This window comes from Gimesia benthica (genome assembly GCF_009720525.1).
GTDB classification, from domain to species: Bacteria; Planctomycetota; Planctomycetia; order Planctomycetales; family Planctomycetaceae; genus Gimesia; species Gimesia benthica.
This window is the reverse complement of the sequence record NZ_CP043930.1, coordinates 2,045,066-2,064,171: the sequence shown is the minus strand read 5'-3', so window position 1 is coordinate 2,064,171 and position 19,106 is coordinate 2,045,066. Positions and strand designations below refer to the sequence as shown.

Annotated in this window: 14 protein-coding genes; 10 read left to right on the top strand and 4 right to left on the bottom strand. The window is 54.2% G+C overall.

Features of this window, described 5'->3' with window-relative positions; all coding sequences use genetic code 11:
• Positions 1-198: 198 nt before the first annotated feature.
• Complete coding sequence (locus F1728_RS07815; protein WP_155363645.1) at positions 199-3,726, bottom strand: acyl-[ACP]--phospholipid O-acyltransferase; 3,528 nt, start codon at positions 3,724-3,726, stop codon at positions 199-201.
• Positions 3,727-4,016: 290 nt separating this feature from the next.
• The gene (locus F1728_RS07810) at positions 4,017-4,994 is read right to left on the bottom strand and encodes a vWA domain-containing protein (protein ID WP_155363644.1); all 978 of its coding nucleotides are present in this window, start codon (positions 4,992-4,994) and stop codon (positions 4,017-4,019) included.
• 419 nt (positions 4,995-5,413) lie between these two features.
• Between F1728_RS07810 and F1728_RS07805 the strand changes: the two genes are divergently transcribed.
• The 7 genes from F1728_RS07805 (at position 5,414) to F1728_RS07775 (ending at position 14,266) form a co-directional block, all read left to right on the top strand.
• Positions 5,414-5,815 carry a thiol-disulfide oxidoreductase DCC family protein gene (locus F1728_RS07805; RefSeq protein ID WP_155363643.1) on the top strand — a complete coding sequence of 134 codons (402 nt, stop codon included), beginning with the start codon at positions 5,414-5,416 and terminating at the stop codon, positions 5,813-5,815.
• Positions 5,812-7,236: a sulfatase family protein gene (locus F1728_RS07800; RefSeq protein ID WP_228030546.1), complete on the top strand. Its 1,425-nt coding sequence runs from the start codon at positions 5,812-5,814 to the stop codon at positions 7,234-7,236. The genes F1728_RS07805 and F1728_RS07800 overlap by 4 nt, the downstream gene beginning before the upstream one ends.
• Positions 7,237-7,330: 94 nt before the next feature.
• On the top strand, positions 7,331-7,612 hold the full coding sequence (locus F1728_RS07795) for a hypothetical protein (protein ID WP_155363642.1): 282 nt from the start codon (positions 7,331-7,333) through the stop codon (positions 7,610-7,612).
• Positions 7,590-9,323 (top strand): outer membrane protein assembly factor BamB family protein, encoded by a 1,734-nt coding sequence (locus F1728_RS07790; protein ID WP_155363641.1) that lies wholly within the window; start codon positions 7,590-7,592, stop codon positions 9,321-9,323. Before F1728_RS07795 ends, F1728_RS07790 begins: the two co-directional genes overlap by 23 nt.
• Positions 9,324-9,555: 232 nt before the next feature.
• Complete coding sequence (locus F1728_RS07785; protein ID WP_155363640.1) at positions 9,556-11,292, top strand: DUF1549 domain-containing protein; 1,737 nt, start codon at positions 9,556-9,558, stop codon at positions 11,290-11,292.
• 50 nt (positions 11,293-11,342) lie between these two features.
• Entirely contained in the window at positions 11,343-12,617 is a 1,275-nt protein-coding gene (locus tag F1728_RS07780; RefSeq protein ID WP_155363639.1) for a DUF1501 domain-containing protein, read from the top strand.
• Positions 12,614-14,266 (top strand): WD40 repeat domain-containing protein, encoded by a 1,653-nt coding sequence (locus F1728_RS07775; RefSeq protein ID WP_155363638.1) that lies wholly within the window; start codon positions 12,614-12,616, stop codon positions 14,264-14,266. The genes F1728_RS07780 and F1728_RS07775 overlap by 4 nt, the downstream gene beginning before the upstream one ends.
• A 2-nt stretch (positions 14,267-14,268) precedes the next feature.
• On the opposite strand, the gene F1728_RS07770 is transcribed toward F1728_RS07775, so the two are convergent.
• Together F1728_RS07770 and F1728_RS07765 are read right to left on the bottom strand one after the other, a co-directional pair.
• Positions 14,269-14,739 carry an SRPBCC family protein gene (locus F1728_RS07770; RefSeq protein WP_149337086.1) on the bottom strand — a complete coding sequence of 157 codons (471 nt, stop codon included), beginning with the start codon at positions 14,737-14,739 and terminating at the stop codon, positions 14,269-14,271.
• Between the two features lie 72 nt (positions 14,740-14,811).
• Positions 14,812-15,591, bottom strand: coding sequence for a leucine-rich repeat domain-containing protein (locus tag F1728_RS07765; protein WP_194242731.1), 780 nt, complete (start codon positions 15,589-15,591; stop codon positions 14,812-14,814).
• Positions 15,592-15,951: 360 nt separating this feature from the next.
• Between F1728_RS07765 and F1728_RS07760 the strand changes: the two genes are divergently transcribed.
• From F1728_RS07760 to F1728_RS07750, 3 genes are all read left to right on the top strand, one after another.
• Positions 15,952-16,794 carry an MlaE family ABC transporter permease gene (locus F1728_RS07760; RefSeq protein WP_145037813.1) on the top strand — a complete coding sequence of 281 codons (843 nt, stop codon included), beginning with the start codon at positions 15,952-15,954 and terminating at the stop codon, positions 16,792-16,794.
• Between the two features lie 38 nt (positions 16,795-16,832).
• The gene (locus F1728_RS07755) at positions 16,833-17,648 is read left to right on the top strand and encodes an ABC transporter ATP-binding protein (protein ID WP_155363637.1); all 816 of its coding nucleotides are present in this window, start codon (positions 16,833-16,835) and stop codon (positions 17,646-17,648) included.
• 80 nt (positions 17,649-17,728) lie between these two features.
• Positions 17,729-18,877 carry an MlaD family protein gene (locus F1728_RS07750; RefSeq protein ID WP_155363636.1) on the top strand — a complete coding sequence of 383 codons (1,149 nt, stop codon included), beginning with the start codon at positions 17,729-17,731 and terminating at the stop codon, positions 18,875-18,877.
• Positions 18,878-19,106: the final 229 nt, after the last annotated feature.

Below are 19,106 nucleotides of genomic sequence, written 5' to 3'. Positions count from 1 at the left end.
CAATTGATGTGTAATGGTAAGGCTTTACAAAGAAGAGGCTTACGCGAGAGGTGTTTGCAGGAAGTCGTTTCAGGTGGACAGTCGGGAAATGATTATGAAAAAAAGTGAAAGTTGCCTCTCGCTGTTCACCGGCTGATTTCCGGTCGCACGTTGTGAGCGTGCGAATCCGGGATTTCAGCGGTGATTGTGTAATCCGACTTAGCTGGCGACTTCGACAGGAAAGGCCTCGCAGGCGAGCAGTTTGATGCGTGCCAGATCGAGTTTCCCGGTTCCCAGGAGTGGGATGGTTTCGACTTCGAGGAAACTGTCGCTGGAGGGCAGCCAGAGATTGGGAATACCTGACTGTGCCAGTTCTTTGAGGATTTCATCGACCGATTTGTTCAAATGTTTATGCAGGACGATGAGCCGTTCTCCTTTGCGTGCATCGGGAACGGCGGTGACTGCGACTTCGACCTCGGCTTCTTCCGCATCAGGATCGCTGACGATGCCGGTGATGATTTCTTCGATTCTGAGATGTGGTACCATCTCTCCCCCAATTTTGGAGAAGCGAGTCTGCCGACCGGTGATGGCGATGAAACCATCTTCATCGATCGTGGCGATGTCCCCCGTGTTGTACCAGCCATCAATGATGACCTCTGCGGTTTTCTCGGGATTGTTGAGATACCCTTTCATGACGTTGGGCCCCTTGATGAAGAGAAGTCCCTCTTCACCATCCGGAAGATCTTCCATCGTTTCGGGGTTGACTGTTTTGGCCATGACGCAGGGGATGGGCCGACCAACGGTTCCCGGTTTCGCAGAGACTTCATCCGGATCCAACTGGCGGCTGGGGGGAACATTCACTGCTGCGACGGGGGAGAGTTCGGTGGTACCGTAGCCTTCAGTGGGGAAGATACCGAATTTTTCTTCGAATTCCCGGGCGAGACTCTGGGGCAGTTTTTCGGCACCCGTGATGACGACATCCATCGAGGCAAACTGCTCTTTGGTGCAGCGTTTGAGGTAGTGCCTGAGGAAGGTCGGTGTGGTGGCGAAAAGTGTTGCCTTGTATTTTTCGATCATTTTGCCGACGGTGCGGGCATCGGTCGGATTGAAGTGGTAGCAGGAACGCATTTTTCTGACGAAAGGCATCCAGAGTGAAATCGTGTAGCCGAACGAATGGAAGAAGGGGAGGATTCCCAGGATGCAATCCTTCTGCGAGAGCTGAAGCAGATCGTCGGCAGAGTTGATATTCGAGATAATGTTGTGGTGGGAGAGCATCACCCCTTTGGGAAGCCCGGTCGAACCGGAAGTGAAAATTACCGTACTGAGATCATCCGATTTGACGCGATGCAGTCCGATGATACGTTCGATGATCCAGGCGGGAACGACGAATGCCTGGAACATGCTGACGAGTTTATCCCAGAGTGTGACCTTGGTTTTGAGGTCATCCAGCAGGACCACGTTGGCGTCCATTTCGATGGGACGTTTTTCCAGGAACTTCTGGCTGGTGAGCACGGTTTTGATACCGGCTTCCTGAATACAGTAATTAATGTCGCTGTCTGAGAGAGTGTAATTGAGATTGATGGGTACCCGACCTGAGATCGCGAGACTGGCGTTGACGGCACAACCGCCGACTGAAGGCGGCAGCAGGACGCCGACCATCTTTTCATCTGGTTTGAGTACAAACTTGTTGAGCAGGCGTCTGAGGACGAGTGCGCCGGTGAGCAGCATGCCTCCAGTGCGTTCGTCACCCATGGAGTCAGAGACTTTGAGCTGGAATCGCTGACTTTTACATTTTCTCAAAAACAGTCGTGGTGGAATCATTTGGTACGTCTTTCGAAAATTGGCGGCATCAACTCCCAGGTTCTGTACGACTCGCTGGACGTGCTTTTCGTTTTCCGGATGGAGAACGGGCTTTCCAAATCGAATTGAAACCGGGTAGGGCCACCGCCTGGGTTTTTTCCAGAAAAACTTTCCGCCATGAAAACTGAAGATGCTTCCCCACAACTCATCGATATAGACAGGGATGACGGGAGCACCAGTGCCTTTAATGATTTTCATCAGGCCGGATTGAAACGGTTGCAGATATCCCGAACGGGTTAACTTTCCTTCCGCGAAGATACAGACTAATTCGCCATTTTCAATGGCATTTCTCGCGGATTTGATTGATTTCATAAGTGCTTTGGGGCCGTCTTCCACGTTGATGGGGATCGTGTTATACAGGCGTGAGAGCCAGGCGACCCAGGGCGCTTCAACGTAGGTGGAGTAGGCGATCATTCTAACGGGACGTGTGGAGGTCAGAATCAGAAAGATGCCATCCAGCCAGGAGACGTGGTTGGCAACCAGCAGGGCGCCCCCTTTCTTGGGAAGATTCTTAAGACCCTTCACCCGCAGCTTGTAAACCGTGCAGCTGACGAGCCAGACCATGAAGCGGATGGTGGCGTTGGGGAGCAGTTTGAAGATGTAAATCCCGACCGGTATTGTGAGCAGGCCCAGGACCATGAAAATCTGACTGGCCGACAGTTCGAGGTGTTTCTGCATGACCCAGAAGGCAAACGAAGCGACGAGAATGAAGGCGAATGCAAGGAAGTTCGCGGCTGCCAGGACACTGCCGCGCGTTTCTACGTCACTGCGGTGCTGGAGGAATGTCTCCAACGGAATGTCGAACAGTCCCGAACTGACGCCGAGCAGGAAGAGCCAGAGCAGCGACAGGGAGTAGTGCAGGCTGGTGGCGTTTTCGGCTCCCGGTCCCACACTGTTGCCGGTGAAGAACAGCATCAGAGAGGTCAAAACGATGCCCGCAGCACCCAGGGGGACGATGCCCAGCTCGATGCGTCCGGAAGACCAGATCCCGGCGAGGATACTTCCCAGCGCGACACCGAACACAAGGATGCCCAGCAGAGGACCGATGTCTTTCTGTGTCAGCTGCAGTTCATTGATGCCGTAGGTATCGACGTTCATTTGTGCCAGTGAAGCCAGCATCCAGAAGAAGGCGACCCCCAGAGCGGTGCGGAGCAGAGGCGTACTGCTGCGGAGTAACTGCATCTGGTGCCAGGTTTCTTTGGCTGGATTGTAGGGGAATTCGCGTGTAGGAGCTGCCGCGGGCAGCTTGCGGATCTTCAGGCTGACCAGGGTTCCCAGGGCAGCGACACCAATCAGTGCGAAGGCGGCGATCTGAATATCGGAGAAGGTACCGGGATTTTCCAGACTGGGTTGGGTGATGTAGTACAGATAATTACCGGCGATGAAGCCGAGGGCGGAGGAGACGACGGTAATCAGTCCCATCAGACCGTTGCCGCGGGAGAGTCGGTTGTCGCGGAGCATTTCAGGGATACTGCCGAACTTGGCCGGACCGAACAGCGCGCTCTGGCAGCCCATCAGGGCCACGATCGAAAAGAGCAGATAAATATTCCCGATCTGAATCGCCCAGATGCCGAGAATCATGATGAGGATTTCGGCTACCTTACAGGCAATGATCACCGTCCGTTTGCTGAAGCGGTCGGCGAGATAACCGGCGACGCTGGCCAGCAGCAGGTATGGGAGCGTGAAACAGGCCAGTCCCAGGGAGAGGGCTTCCGCATCTCCGATCTCCGGTTTTCCGATGGGGATAATGAACCAGCGGAACATGTTGTCGTTCATGGCTCCCAGAAACTGGGTGGCCAGTAACGCCAGGAAGGAAGGGGAATTTAATGTTCCTTTGCGTCCACCGTGAGCGCGAGCACTGTTTTCAGCCGTGACAGTTGAATTCATTCTTGTTTGAGATCCAGGTTGTGATACGCCGCTGTCAATTAATTTGTATGCATCAGACAGAGCCTGATGGTTCAGCTTGAGAAAGCTTATTGTAAGTAATGCAGCTTAATTACTGACATCAAACAATGGCGGAGAAAGGTTGAAAAACCCACGCAGAAAAATGCGCGAATTCAAGCAAAAGGGAATAATATTCCAAAAGGCATTATTCTGTAAAGACTTAGTGAACGGAGAGCGTTCAACAGGCTGGAAAGGGGTCATTCACTGTATACATGTTGCCCAGGTGAGGCGTCTCAGGGAATGAAGGTATAAGCGCCCGAGTTGTTTTCAGCGAGTTCGCGTAACAGTTTCTCGCCTTCCCGATTACCGAAGCAGATTCCGTTGACGGTCACGCGTTTGTTCAAGCCTGCGTTGTCGACCACCGTGTTGAAGGTCTTGACGTCAGCGATGTTGAACTGGCCATCCGTGAGGAAGTAGATCGTATCCGGTTGGAGTCTGAGGGCGAGCAGCAGGGCTTCTAGTGGTTCTGTTCTGCCGACACCCGGCACGCGTGCGACCCAGTTGAGATAGCGGGACTTGGCCTGCTTCGTAGCGGGCTGAAGCCGGTTGGACGGCATGGGGATGGCCACATCGCTGAAGAAGATGACAAAGAATTCCTGCTGTTCATCCATAGAGAGAATTGCCCGGGCGAGTTCCAGCTTCACACGTCCCAGGCGGGTTTTGCCCTCACTTTCATGGGGAAAGTTCATACTTTTGGATGAGTCGACCACATAGACTATTTTCTTGCTCTTGGGATTAATGCCAAAGAAGTTGCCGTTTCCCGTTCCATTTCCTGAACCGGATGTGGCCCCGCCGATGGCATCGGAGGTTAAGAGTGCGCCAACAATGTCGGCGGCATGCTTCGTCGTGGGTGATTCTTCGAACTGCGTGCTTTGTGGCAGAGGACCATTATATCGGGAAGAGAGGGATTCCCGGTCGGGAGCGGCAGTCCGATCCGCCATCTGAGGGAGCGGCGAATTGACGGCCGCACTGGATGATTCTTCCTGTTTGTATGTGACCGGCGTGAGATCGATGACGGTGGGGTCGACTTCCTCCCGGGTGGGCGACCAGCGGGTCTCGATCGCAGTCTGGGAAGTCAAATTCAGAGAATCCACCTCTTCAGCCACCAGCAAAGAGAGCCCTCCGATGAGAATCAGGTGCGCCAGTGTGGAGACACCGAGGCCCTGATTCCAGCGTGATTGGGTACCAGATTGTGGCTGGCTCTGGTGCATGAAGGTCCCGAAACCTCAATTCTCTTGGTGTGGGGGTGGAATTTGTCGAAAAGCGTCAGCTGACTGCTGCTATTTTAGCGTAGGAACAGAGCGGGCAACAGGAGGAATCTGAGAATGCCCCCTTTGGGATATTATCGAGTCTGTGACGCTGCGGGATTTAGCGACTTTCACTTAAAGAGGTAAAAAACGGCTGGAGATAAATGTCTGCAGCGTATAAGATTAAGTTGATCCGGGGGAGACAGGCAGCAGGGGCGTTGGAGGCAGGTGCAGGTCGGATGTTTTCCTGGATTTCATCAGGGGACGAAGCCCGGTTCTGATGGATCGACAAACTCTGGGTTCAGCCCGCGCAGCGCTGGAAATCTATAGTGCGACTGTGTTTTCGGCCGGGCAGGTCAGAATGTGAGCAATGGAAGGCGAAGATGGAGAAGCCGGTTCTGTTTTTTGATGGTGTCTGCGGTCTGTGTAACCGGAGCGTGGATTTTGCAATGTCACGCGATCCGGAAGGGCGGCTGCTCTATTCACCTCTGCAGGGGGAAACGGCGACGGAACTGTTGAGCGAACAGGATCGGGCAAATATAGATACTGTGATTTTTCTCCCGGCTGACCGCAGTCGGGTTTATCGACGATCTGCGGCTGCGGTGCGTGTGTTGTGGTTACTGGGGTTTCCCTGGAATGTCTGTGGATGGTTGTTGTGGCTGATCCCTTTGCCACTAAGAAACGTGGGGTATCGACTGGTTGCGAAAGCACGGTATCGTTTTTTCGGCAAACATGAAACCTGCCGGATGCCGACACCCGAAGAGCGAAATCGATTTTTACCTTGAAACAAATCATTACTGAGATTGGTGAAACGAAAGCAATGCGAATCAAGCTGTCTGCTGTGCTGTTGGTTGTTCTGTTGATCCTGGGAACGGGTGCCGTCGAGTCACAGGCACAGGCCCCCGCGACGGGTAAGCCAAACTTCATTGTATTCATCGCCGATGATATGGCGTGGGACGATTGTGGTACCTACGGTCATGAGAAAATCCAGACGCCTCATCTGGATCAGCTGGCGGCAGACGGTATGAAGTTTACGGAAGCATTTCTGACATGCAGTTCCTGCAGCCCCAGCCGTTCGAGCATCATCACCGGGCGTTATCCGCACAGCACCGGCGCACATCAACTGCATCTGCCACTGCCTGCCAGCCAGGTGACGTTTGTGGAAAAACTGAAAGACTCCGGCTATTACACGGCGGCTGCCGGGAAGTGGCATCTGGGCACGCCGACCGAAAGCAAGTTTGATCACGTGACGACCAAACTCAACCAGTGGGTCAACACACTTAAGCAGCGCCCTAAAGACAAACCGTTCTGCATGTGGTTTGCGACGACCGATCCTCATCGCCCCTATGAACGCAACATTATTCCCCGGCCGCATCTGAATGAAGATGTGATCGTGCCCCCTTATCTGCCTGACACACCTGAAGTCCGGAGTGACCTGGCTTTGTACTACGATGAAATCACGCGGTTGGATAGCGTGATGGGTCGAGTGCGTCAGGAACTGAAAGAGCAGGGAGTCGCCGATAATACGATGATCGTGTTTCTCAGTGACAACGGAAGACCTTTTCCACGCTGTAAGACGACCGTTTATGACAGCGGAGTGAAAACTCCTTGGATTGTTGCCTGGCCGGCAAAGGTGAAAGCGGGTACGGTCTGCAAGTCACTGATCAGCTCGGTCGATCTGGCTCCGACACTGTTGGAACTGGCGGGGCTGGAAGTCGGTGAAACATTCCAGGGGAAGAGTTTCAAACCATTACTGGAGAATCCCAACGCGACAATCCGCACACATGTGTTTGCCGAACATAACTGGCACGATTTTGAAGATTTCGGTCGTGCTGTCCGCTCACGCCGCTATAAGTATATTCGGAACTTCTATCCCGATATTCCTGGTACGCCTCCAGCTGACGCGGTGCGGAGTCCGACCTACACGGTGATGCGCGAACTGCGCGATCAGAACAAGTTGACTGAAGATCAGCGAAGCTGTTTCGTGGTCCCCCGACCGGAAGTTGAACTGTACGACCTGGAGAAGGACCCGCATGAACTGAAGAACCTGGCCGGAAAGCCGGAGTATCAAAAGGTGGAGCAGGAACTGCGGGCCGAGCTCGATCAATGGCAGGAAGCGACGTACGATCGTCTGCCACGCAGTCGACGGCCGGATGAGTTTCACCGGGAAACCGGTGAGCGACTACCGGAGTTTCGCAAAAAATAAACTGCGTTCGATCTCAAATATTTCTGAAACAGAATGCGATGATGAGGGGTAATACCACTCACAGAGTCCCCTGTTCCCATACTGGAATCACCCGATGAAGGCAGCAGTCAGCAGTTCGTCAGTCAGCTCTGAGGATGAGTTGTCCCGTCCCTCACTGCGTCAGCGGGTCGGGGCGGCGCTGATGTGCCTGATGGCACTCCTGCTGCTCTATTTTCTGACGTCCGGTCCGCTGGTCTGGCTGGAAGGGAAGATGAAATTCAGCCCCTTCTCGCGCACTGTCAAAATCTTGTACGCACCGCTGGCCCAGGTCGTGAAATCAGACTGGGAGCCTGCTTCAACTGTGGTGAAATCTTATGTCGGATTATTCAAAAAATGAGGAATCAGCAGAGCCGGAAAACGCCTCTGCTGAGAACAAGCCTGCTGACACTGAGACTGCGGTACCGGCCGAGACAACCGAACGTCCCGCGCGTCGTTTGCGCTGGAAGTGGGGGCTGGCGGTTCTGGTGATCGGCATTGCTGCGATGGTCATCCAGTGGTTTCGCCTGGCTCCGGATCGTACCTACCAGGTCTTCTCGGTCTACGAGGGAATTCGGAATCTGGTTGTCGGGCTGTTGATCTGGTGGATGTTCGTTTCCGGTGTTGCCTGGAAGACGCGTTTCAAAGGTCTGTTCGGCGCGGTGCTGGCATTCGTGCTCTTTTTTACCGTGGTTCGCGTGGAAAGTTTTGAAGGGGACATGGTACCCCGGTTTCAATTCCGGTTTCTGCCGACTGCAGAACAGCGGGCCGTAGAATATTTCGAACAGGCTGACAACAGTGCCAACCAGAAGTCAGAGTCTGCTGAAACATTAGTTGCCCTCGAGGCAGACTGGCCCGGTTACCGGAATGCCTTGCGGGATGGGATTGCCCGCGATCAGCAGATCCGCACGGACTGGGAGTCGGAGCCGCCCAAGTTACTCTGGAAGCATCCGGTGGGGGCTGGCTGGGGATCATTTTGTGTGGTCGGGGATCGTGTTTTCACACAGGAGCAGCGCGGCGAGGAAGAGCTGGTCGTCTGTTATGACGTAACTACCGGCAAGCAGATCTGGACCCAGAGTGAACCGGTTCGATTCTCAGAAACACTGGGAGGCGTCGGACCCCGGGCGACACCGGTATTTGCAGAGGGGCGATTGTATACGATGGGAGGGACGGGCATCTTGAATTGTCTGGATGCAGCGACAGGCCAGCCTGTCTGGTCGCACGACCTGCTTAAGGAAGGGGATCTGAAAAACCTGACATGGGGGATGGCCGGTTCGCCATTGATTCACGATGAATTAGTAATTGTGAACCAGGGGGTGAGTCCTGCCTCCGTTGTCGAGAAGAATCAGGCTGTCATCGCCTTTGATAAATTGAGTGGCGAGAAAGTCTGGTGGAGCGGAACTCACAAGCCGAGTTACAGTTCTCCTCAGTATGCCGTATTGAACGGGACGCCCCAGGTTTTGATCTTCAATGCCAAAGGGCTGGAAGGCTTCGCACTCGAAGATGGTCAATCGCTCTGGTTCTTTGAATGGACCAATCAGGCGGGCTGCAATGCGGCCCAGCCGATTCCACTCGACGATGATTCGGTATTCCTGGGAGCCGGCTACGGACAGGGTTCGGCACGGATTAAAATCGCTCCCCGCAAGTCCAGTGAGAAGACCGCGCAGGTCAAAGAAGAATGGAAGAGCCTCAGCCTGAAGCTCAAGTTCAATTCCGCGGTGAATCAGGAGGGCTATGTCTACGGTCTGGATGAAGGTGTATTAACCTGTCTGGATCTGGAAACAGGGAAGCGTCAGTGGAAGCGGGGACGTTATGGTTACGGGCAGTTGTTGCTCGTTGATGGTTACCTGATCATTCTGGGTGAAGATGGACGTGTCGAACTGGTGGAGGCCAATCCGGAGAAGTATGTCCAGCGGGGAAAATTCCAGGCGATTGAAGGACAGACCTGGAACAATCCGGCACTGGCGCGGGGACGCCTGTTTGTTCGAAACAGTGAAGAGGCGGCATGTTATGATCTTTCACCACTGACACAGCAGGGGGCAGCAGTCACTGCTGAGGCCTCTAATCGTTAAAATGCGTAAAATCCTGAGCTTGAGAGTCCATTCTCTCTCTTACCCGGACAGCGGTAAGATGTGCGGTTTGTACTTGACGGACTGGAGCCCTGCCTGCACAATAGACGATAAATAAACACCCACCTATGTGTTTAAGCTTCCTTACAACGTGCGGTTCTGAAGTTCCGTGCGTCCCGCCTCAGGCAGAGACCCTGTCTGAAACAATTTGAAGAGGACGGAAGAAAGGAGACCCATGTTTCGACCAAACATGCGCGTTTACGTTTCGCTTCTGATCGTTTTCTCATGCCCGACCCTGGCTCCACACCTGGTATGTGCCAATTCTACGACCAAAGCTGATGAGCCGCTTGTCGCCAGCAAACCGACTTTACCTGTTGCCCGCCGAATCTCGTCTCTGATTGATGAACAGATTCAGAGTGGCACCAAAGATTATGCGAAGCTCGCTTCCCCCGTTTGCAGTGATGCGGAATTTGTGCGCCGGGTCTATCTCGATCTGACAGGACGGATTCCCACGGTTACACAGACGCGTGCGTTTCTGGACGACAACCATCCGGACAAGCGGGCTGCTCTGGTAGATCAACTGCTGGAAACTCCCGAGTACGCGCGGCACATTTCGCAGCGACTGGATGTGATGCTGATGGAGCGACTGCGGAAGAAGTACATCAACGTGACCTTGTGGGAGGAGTACCTGCGGGATGCGGTCGCGGAGAATAAACCCCTGGATCAACTGGTGCGGGAAATTCTGGCCGCCGATGGTTCCGGCAAGGGACAACAGGCGGAGGCCCGGTTTTACCTGGCCCGTGATGGCGATGTGAATGAACTCACTCGCGATATCAGCCGCATTTTTCTGGGAGCCGACCTGACGTGTGCCCAGTGCCACGACCACCCGGAAGTCGCCGACTGGAAACAGGATCATTATTACGGCATCTCAGCCTTCCTGGTCCGCAGTTTTGTCTTCACTGATAAAAAGAAGAAACAGACTGTGTTTGCCGAGAAGGCAGAAGGTGAAGTCAAATATGAGTCGGTCTTCGAAGTCCGAGACAAAACCTCCAAAGGTCCTGAGACGACGTTACCAGTTGTGTTTAATGGTCCTAAAGTTGCCGAGCCCGCTTTCAAAAAAGGGGAAGAGTATAATGTCAAACCGGCCAAAGATGTACGGCCGGTTCCCAAGTACAGCCGACGGGCTCAGTTGGGGCATGCGTTGACCTCATCACAGAATCGACGCTTCGCCCGGACGATGGCCAATCGTCTGTGGGCAATGGTGATGGGGCGGGGGATCGTCCATCCGCTAGATGCCGACCATTCCGATAATCCGCCTTCGCATCCGGAACTGCTGGAACTGTTGACGGATGAGTTCACTGCCAGCGGATATGATCTGAAGTGGTATTTGCGGGAACTGGTGCTGAGCAAAACCTATCAGCGTTCAAGTAGCAATGAGCTGTTTGCGAGTAAGTCCGATCAGGAACTGTCTGACGCGCAGTTTGCCCATGCGATTTTGAAGCCGCTGACTCCGGAACAGTTTTCGCGATCCGTACTGGAAGCGACAGGGCAGGCCGAAGTGTATCGGCAGAGCCTGAAGGATAAACTTTCGGAAGCAGCCTTGCGGAAGAACCTGGTCGGTTACGAACGCCAGTTTGTGTCGTTATTTGGCGGACTACCTGGTGAACCGGTAGAAGGTTTTGAAACGACGGCCGATCAGAGCCTGTATCTGTCCAACAACGGATCGATTCAGGGAATCCTCTCGCCGCGAAGTGGAAATACCGCAGATCGAGTTCTGAAGATCCCCGCGGATCAGCCGGAACAGATTGCTGAGGAACTGTATTTGAGTGTCTTAAGTCGTCGTCCCGATGCGACTGAGACTCAGGAAGTCGCCGAACTGCTGGCAGGGAAAACCGGCGCGACGCGGAATAACATGGTGAGCGACCTGGTCTGGGCATTGATGATGTCTTCAGAATTCCGGTTCAATCACTAACAAAGAAACAACGTTCGAACAAGAACATCAAAAGCAGGGGAGGAGAGACCATGCGATGTAATTATGCCTGTGGATCTCACGATTCGCTCAGCCGGCGATCCTTTTTAGGAGGCACGGCCGCCGGTGCTTTGAGCATGCTGGGTTTTCAGGGAATGACCCAGGCAACTGCAGCCAAACAACTGGCAGCGCAACAGAAGCAGGTTGTCGTGTTCTGGCTCTCCGGAGGCGTGAGTCAGCTGGAGACCTGGGATCCCAAACCGGGAACCGAGACCGGCGGTCCATTCCTGTCAATTCCGACATCGGCACCGGGCGTGCATATCAGTGAGTTGCTGCCTTACACGGCGCAACAGATGCATCATCTGGCCCTGGTGCGGGGGATCAATACGAAAGAGAACAACCACGCTAAAGGGGCCTATATTATGCAGACCGGGCGGAAGGAACAGCCCGGCTTCGCGTTCCCCTATCTGGGATCGACCTTCTCGCATCACCTGGCACCGCCGAACAGTCCACTGCCGGGCTACATCTCGGTAGGAGCGGGAGGCTCATCGGCTGAGTCGACCTTCCTGGGGCCACGACATGCGCCCCTGGTGCTTTCCGGCGGACGGGCTCCCAATAACCTGGGACGTCATGATGCATTGAGTGAAGAGCGAGACCTGCTGCGTCGCAAACTGCGGAGTCAGGTCAGTCAGCGTTTTGAACAGAAGCGCAAGACCGCACACACGGAAGTCTATAACGAGTCGTTCGATCAGGCGGCAGCGCTGATGTCACGCAGTGATATTTTTGATTTCAGCAAGTTCTCTGACAAAGACCTGGAGCGTTACGGTAAGCATGATTTTGGTCGTCACTGCCTGATGGCACGCCAGTTGGTCGAAAAAGGTGTGACGTTTGTTAAAGTCGGGCATACCAATTACGACACGCATTCGGAAAACTTCAATTTCCATATTGAGCAGCTGGGCGAATTCGATCGACCTTTTGCCACATTTATTTCAGACCTGTATGACAGGGGCCTGCTGGAGCACACGCTGATTATCTGCATGTGCGAGTTCGGCAGAACACCGCGAATCAACTCACGGATTGGCCGAGACCACTGGGGATCGGCCTGGTCGATTGCCCTGGGCGGTACAGGCATTAAAGGGGGCGCGGTTTCCGGTAAGACGAACGAAACGGGAACTAAAGTCATCGACCGCGAAGTCAACGGCGGTCACCTGTTCCATACGTATTATCAGGCTGTCGGACTGGATTCGACGGAAGAGTTCTACCCCAACGGTCAACCGATTGCCAAGGCGGATCCTAAAACAGAACCGATCAAGGAGATTCTGGCGTGAGTGCCCGCAACGCGAAACGAATCTGGAACAGTTGCCTGCTGCTGGCGATGACCTCAGCGCCGCTGACGGTGGATGCCGCCGACAAGCAGCCGGAAAAACCCGCAGCAGACACAGCGCCAATCATGGCTGTCAAACCGATTCCAGAGCAGGGACCGACCCCATTACCTGAAGCGCTGAAATTCGCCAGACTCGATGCCCGTAAGTCCGCGGCGCAGACCGCAGAGCAGTTTCAGGTGGTCAAAGCGGTCTCAGATAAATATGGGGTCGTTGATCGAGAGATAAAGCAACTGCAGGAGCAGATCAAAACAACGGCAGCCCAGATCAAGGTGGAGCAGGCCGCTTTGACGCAGGTGAAACAGGTGGAAGCAAAGCAGCAACAGCTGAGAAGTGCTGATCCCCTCGTCGCTCCCAAGCCACTGCCCGACAGTGCAGCGCTGGCCCGCCAGATAGCAGCCCGGGAAGCGCAGATCAAAACCTGGGATGCGTCTGTGAAAGAAAAACAGAAGCAACTGGGGGAGCTTAAGAAAGAAGTTGCAGAAGCCAAGAAGCAGCACAGTCTTCTCCAGGCGAAAGAAAAAGAATTCCAGGAGATCGTGAAACTGTATACAGGCAAGCAGCCGGCTGCTGATCCGAGTCTGTTTCGCGAGATGGCTGCTTACCAGAATTCACGCCCCCTTTACTCGTGCAAGATTGATGCGAGTGGAAACTACATTTTGGCGGGGGCACAGGGATCGGCTTTTCATCGCTGGGATCTGGTTAGTGCAGAAAATACAGAGCTGCTCGGTCATAACAGCTGGGTGAGGCGGTTTGACGTGGATCGTTCCAGTCCCCTGTTAATCACGGGCGCCTACGAAGGCAAAGTCGCCTGGTGGAACCTGGAATCCAAGTCACCCAAGCCTCAGCACCTGGTGGATGCTCACAAGGGATTTGTCCGGGGCGTTTCCGTCAGTCCGGACGGAAAGCTGGTGGCGACCGCGGGCAATGATCGTCTGGTGAAGATCTGGTCGGTCGACACAGCGAAGCTGATCCGCACGCTGGAAGGCCACGAACACCAGGTCTACAACGTCAAATTTCATCCTGGTGGTCGCTACCTGATTTCGGGAGACCTGCGCGGGAATGTGAAACAGTGGGATGTGGTAAGTGGCAAGTTGGTCCGGGACTTCGACGGAAGTGCGATCTACAAATACGACACGACTTTTCATGGTCATATCGGCGGCGTACGTGGGATGGATATCAGCCACGATGGAAAGTATTTCGCCATCAGCGGGATCGGCGAGGTTTCCAATGCGTTCGCAGGCATCGGTGTGCCCACCGTGATTCTGTTTGACTGGGAGACCGGCAAGCGGTTAGCGGTGATGACTCCCAGTGATAACTTCAAAGGAACCTGCTGGGGCGTGCGGTTTCATCCGGAGAACGATTTCATCGCAGCGGCCGGGGGGAATTCTTCCGGGATGATCTGGTTCTGGAAACTGGGAGAAGAGAAGCCGTTCGTTTCGCAGAAGGTCAAGAGTGTGCCTTACGATCTGGACTTTCATCCGGATGGTCTGCGGATGTGCGTGGCCTGTTACGACAAGACGGCACGGCTGTATAACCTGGGGCCGAAAACCCCCGAGGAACTGGCCAGCGAGCAGAAGAAAAAGAAGAAGTAGCCCTACGCTTCCGGTGGGGGAGAGCGGCGGACGGCAGCCTGTTCTGACAGCTGTTTCAGTAATTTCATCTGGTTTTTCAGGATCCGATTTGTCAGGCCTTTGAAGAGTACACCGATGATGCGATAGAACAGCGAAGCGAAGACCAGCTCGCAGGTGTAATCCAGATCGGTTTTGCGTCCCCGGTCAGTCAGCTCATAGGTGACGTCGACGCGAAAGGCATTGCTCTGCAGCTGCACGCCGATCAGTGTGGGAGGATCGTATTCGGTGACGATGCCCGCATACTGCTGTGAGTGCCCGCCTTCCCGGATGGTCTGCACAAAGATCGTGCCCACGGGATCGTCATCGTTTTTGCCTTCGGGATACTCGGTCGACTCGAGCCCTTCCATCCAGAGTTTCATCTTCTCATCGTCATTCAGAAAGTCGAAGACGATTTCGATGGGAGCGAGGATTTCCTCATGGTAGGTGATCTCCAATGAAACTCACTCCTTAAAAACGCAGGGCTGAAGACAGCCCTGCGTAAGGTGATACCTGGTTGTAAGACGCTTTTATTTCTTCTTCTCGTCTTTTTTCGCAGCTTCTTTCTTCTCTGCGGGCTTTTTCTCGTCTGCTTTCTTTTCAGCCGGTTTCTTGTCTTCTTTTTTCTCGGCTTTCTTTTCTGCAGGCTTCGCTTCTTTTTTGGGCTCTGGTTTCTTGGGTTCCGGTTTCTTCTCAGCAGGTTTTGTTTCTGCGGGTTTGGGAACTTCCGGCTTTTCGGCGGCCACTGGTTTTGGTGGTTCAGGAATGCCGATGACTTCCAGGCCGGTGATCTGCTCCTGCAGCGCCAGTCCAGCGGGGCGGGTGACCTTGGTCTGCCAGACGTAGAGGCGTTTCAGTTTTTTCAGAGGACTGAGCTGAGAGATTCCAGCGTCAGTAACCGCGGTGCCATACAGGTTCAGGTATTCGAGATTGGGAAGTGCCTGCAGGTGTTTCAGCCCGGCATCGTCGACCTTGGTTTTTTCCAGGTGGAGGTGCGTCAGGTCTTTGAGGTTCTTCAGGTGCGCGAGCCCGGCAGAGGTGACTTCGGTGCCCCGCAGGTTCAGGGAAGAGACTTTGGGGAGTCCTGCCAGCGTTTTGAGAGTGTCGTCGGTGACTTTCTGGTCTGACAGGTGAAAGGCAACTTCGAGGCGGTCATCGTTTTGAGCCAGTTCCAGTACCGAGCCGCCAGCGGCACGCACTTTGGATTTTGCCTGCTCGACGGCAGGGTCTTTTTTCTGGTCTGCGGCGGAGAGGGCCGGAATCTGGGTGAGGGAAAGAGCAGTCAGCAGCGCGACAGAAAAAAATCTCATCTTACCTATCCTTACTTTTGGGGTTGGTCTTCGGATTGAATGTCACAGGTGAAAACACGTTCTGCAGAATCGCGTTTCCGCTGGAAATCCAGGGCGGGGAACGTGCAATAAATCAATACGTGCATTGAAGATAGATAACAGTTTATCACTTCAGTTGATCTTGATCTATCTTATCAGGAAACGGTCGGTTTCGAAAAGACTCAACTTCCAAAATGTCGATTTCCGGCTGGAAAATCAGTTTGCCGTGGATTTCCAGCCAGTGGGGTAGAAATGGTCTCGATCCAAATCGGAAAATTGATTAACCTTCCGCCCTCAGTTTTGCTGCCTCTTGTCAACTAAAGTCTGAATTGGAAACAGTTAATGTCATCGGCTTCACCTTCGGTCCCGCGAGACACCATTATTCATGGCCTGGGACGCGGAGTGATCAATCTTGTCTGTCTGCTGGGCGACCTGTTCCTGTTTGCCTGGGAAATGCTGGGCTGGATCATCACCCGGCTGCCTCCCCGGAGTAATCTCTGGTCGTGCATGTATCACATCGGGATTCAGAGTATCCCCGTGATTCTGATAACGGGCGGCTTTATCGGCATGGTGCTCGCGGTGCAGTCTTACGATCAGTTCAAGCTGATGCATCTGGAGAACCAGATTGGTGCCGTGATCGCGATTTCGCTGGTCGAAGAACTTGGTCCCGTGCTGGCAGCCATCATGCTGGCGGGACGCGTCGGAACTTCCATGTCTGCGGAACTGGGAACGATGCGGGTGACCGAACAGATCGACGCCTTACGTGCACTCGGAGCGGATCCCATTCACTACCTCGTAGTGCCCCGATTCCTGGCCTGCTGCCTGCTGATTCCGCTGCTGACTATCATCGCGGATGCGATCGGCATTCTGGGGGGCTGGTTTTTCAGTACCCAGATCCTGGGAGTCGATTCCTTTTACTACTGGTATTATTCGAAGAATTTTGTGTTCGCTTATGATGTCATGGGCGGAATTTTCAAGAGCTTCTTTTTTGGTGCCGCGATCTCATTGATCTCCTGTCACCGGGGCTTCCATTGCGGGGCTGGTGCGGAAGGGGTTGGTAAAGCGGCAACCGAAGCGTTTGTGTATTCCTTTATTGTGATCATGATTCTCGACTTCCTGCTGGGGGTTTCGATTGTCAACTTCTACCACTTCATGCAGACCGTGTATCCGGGTGTGCTCAGGTAGCCTGAAACGCGTGAACGGGAATCAGAGTACGTTTAGTTATGAATGAACGGAAATCAGATCCGGATTATGTTGTCGAACTGCGGAACGTCTCGCGGCGTTTCGGGGTGCATGACGTGTTGCGCGATATTACGTTCGGTGTCCGACGCGGTGAGACGCTGGTCGTGATCGGCGAGAGTGGTTGCGGCAAAAGCGTGACCATGAAAATGATCATGAGCCTGCTGGAGCCCTCAACCGGTGACGTGCTCTGGCACGGGCGTTCGATCAAAGATCGCAGCACGCGAGAACTGCACCGCGACCGATTGCGGATCGGCTACCTGTTTCAGGGGGCGGCTTTGTTCGACAGTCTTTCGGTCTATGAGAATGTCGCCTTTGGGCTGAAGCAGAATACCAAGCTGAAGAAAGCGGAAATCGACCAGATTGTCGTCGAGCGGCTGCGGGAAGTCGGCCTGTCGGAAACCATCTGTCAGAAGAAGCCGGCCCAGTTATCCGGCGGGATGAAAAAGCGGGTCGGGCTGGCGCGGGCGCTGGCCATGACGCCGGAAGTCATGCTGTATGATGAGCCCACGACCGGACTGGATCCGGTCATGACTGACGTGATTAACGAGTTGATTCTGCAGACACGGGCCCGTCGGCCAGTGACGAGTATCGTGGTCACGCACGATATGAGCACGGTTAGAAAGGTCGCGGATCGGATCATCATGCTGTATCCACTGTCTCGACTGCAGCCCGATGAACCGCAGATCGTATTCGAAGGGACCGCGGAGGAAGCCTTTCAGTCCTCCAATCCCCGCGTGCATCAGTTCGTCCACGGCGAAGCCGGGGATCGACTGCGAGAGATGGCAGAAGCGGGTTAACAAAGGTCAGCAGAACGTACAAAACAGGTTTTCATGAGTCACGAGTATGATCTCAGGGACGAGATCGGATTGAGGTTATTATGACGGATCGCCAGATACAATTTCGAGTAGGACTGTTCGTGATTTCTGCACTGCTGACCGGTGCGGGAATGATCTTTCAGTTCGGCCAGCTGGAAAACCTCTGGAAGAAGAAATATACCGTTGCGATGCGGTTCGAGTCGATTTCCGGCGTGCATCGCGGAACGCCCGTTGTACGGCACGGTATCCGCATTGGTGAAGTCGATAAGATCATTACCAGCGACAGCAAGCCGGGGGTGGTGCTGCTGGTCAAGATCGATGAAACACAGCACCTGCGAAAAGATGCCAGCCCGCAGATCGTGACGAGCATCATGGGGGATTCGAAGATCGTGATCTCCCCCGGTGTCGATAAGAAGTTCCTGGAACCAGGCGAGCGGCTGATTGGTCAGTCTTCGACGGACCCGATGGAAGTTGTCTATCGCATGGAACAACAGGTGAGTAAGACGCTTTCCGCCTTCACCGAGACCAGCCAGGAATGGGGTAAGCTGGCGGGGAACATGAACCGACTGCTGGAGACCAAAGAAGGCAATATTGATGTCGTGGTCGAACGGGCGGCGACATCGCTGGAGGAATTCTCGCAGGCGATGCGGCAGATGAACGCGATGATGAAGAATGTGAATATGCTCGTCGCCGATCCCCAGCAGCAGGAGAATCTGAAACGTTCGCTGGCTGCGATGCCGGCGATGATCGAGAGTACTCAGCGGACTATCTCGTCCGTCGAAGTCGCGGTCCAGAAAGCCGGTCAGAATCTGGATAACCTGTCGCGGGTCACCGATCCGCTGGCCAAGCACAGCCAGTCGATGGTGGTTAAGCTCGACCGGAGCCTGTCACGTCTGGATGCCATGATGGCCGAGCTGAATTCATTTACGCGGGCCTTGAACCAGGGAGACGGATCGCTCAAGAAATTCATCTCCGATCCGGACCTGTATCGGAATATGAACCGGTCGGCCAGTTCGCTGACGGTGCTGTTGAACAACCTGGAACCGATCGCGCGGGACATCCGCATCTTCAGCGACCGGATTGCCCGCCACCCGGAAATTCTGGGAGTGAGCGGGGCGATGAAGGGGAGTTCGGGCATCAAGGAATCCGGCGAACAACCCTCGCGGGTCAGGCAGTCGGGGTATTCGTTCCCTGCTACGAAACAGCCCTGAGTTGGGGAGGACTGTCCTTTCATTCGGCAGTTTGCTCTGACAGTTTCCTGTTGTCTACGACAACCCCGAATTACATTCGGGGCCACCGATCTTGCTGAATCATCGGGACCTGATATCACTTCCTGAGGACTTTCACGGTGGCATTTTCCCTGCGGTTTGATCGTGTTTTTGTGCGGGAATGACAGCCTGAACTGATCAAAGTGGCAGCGATGACAGCTCATGAGAAGTT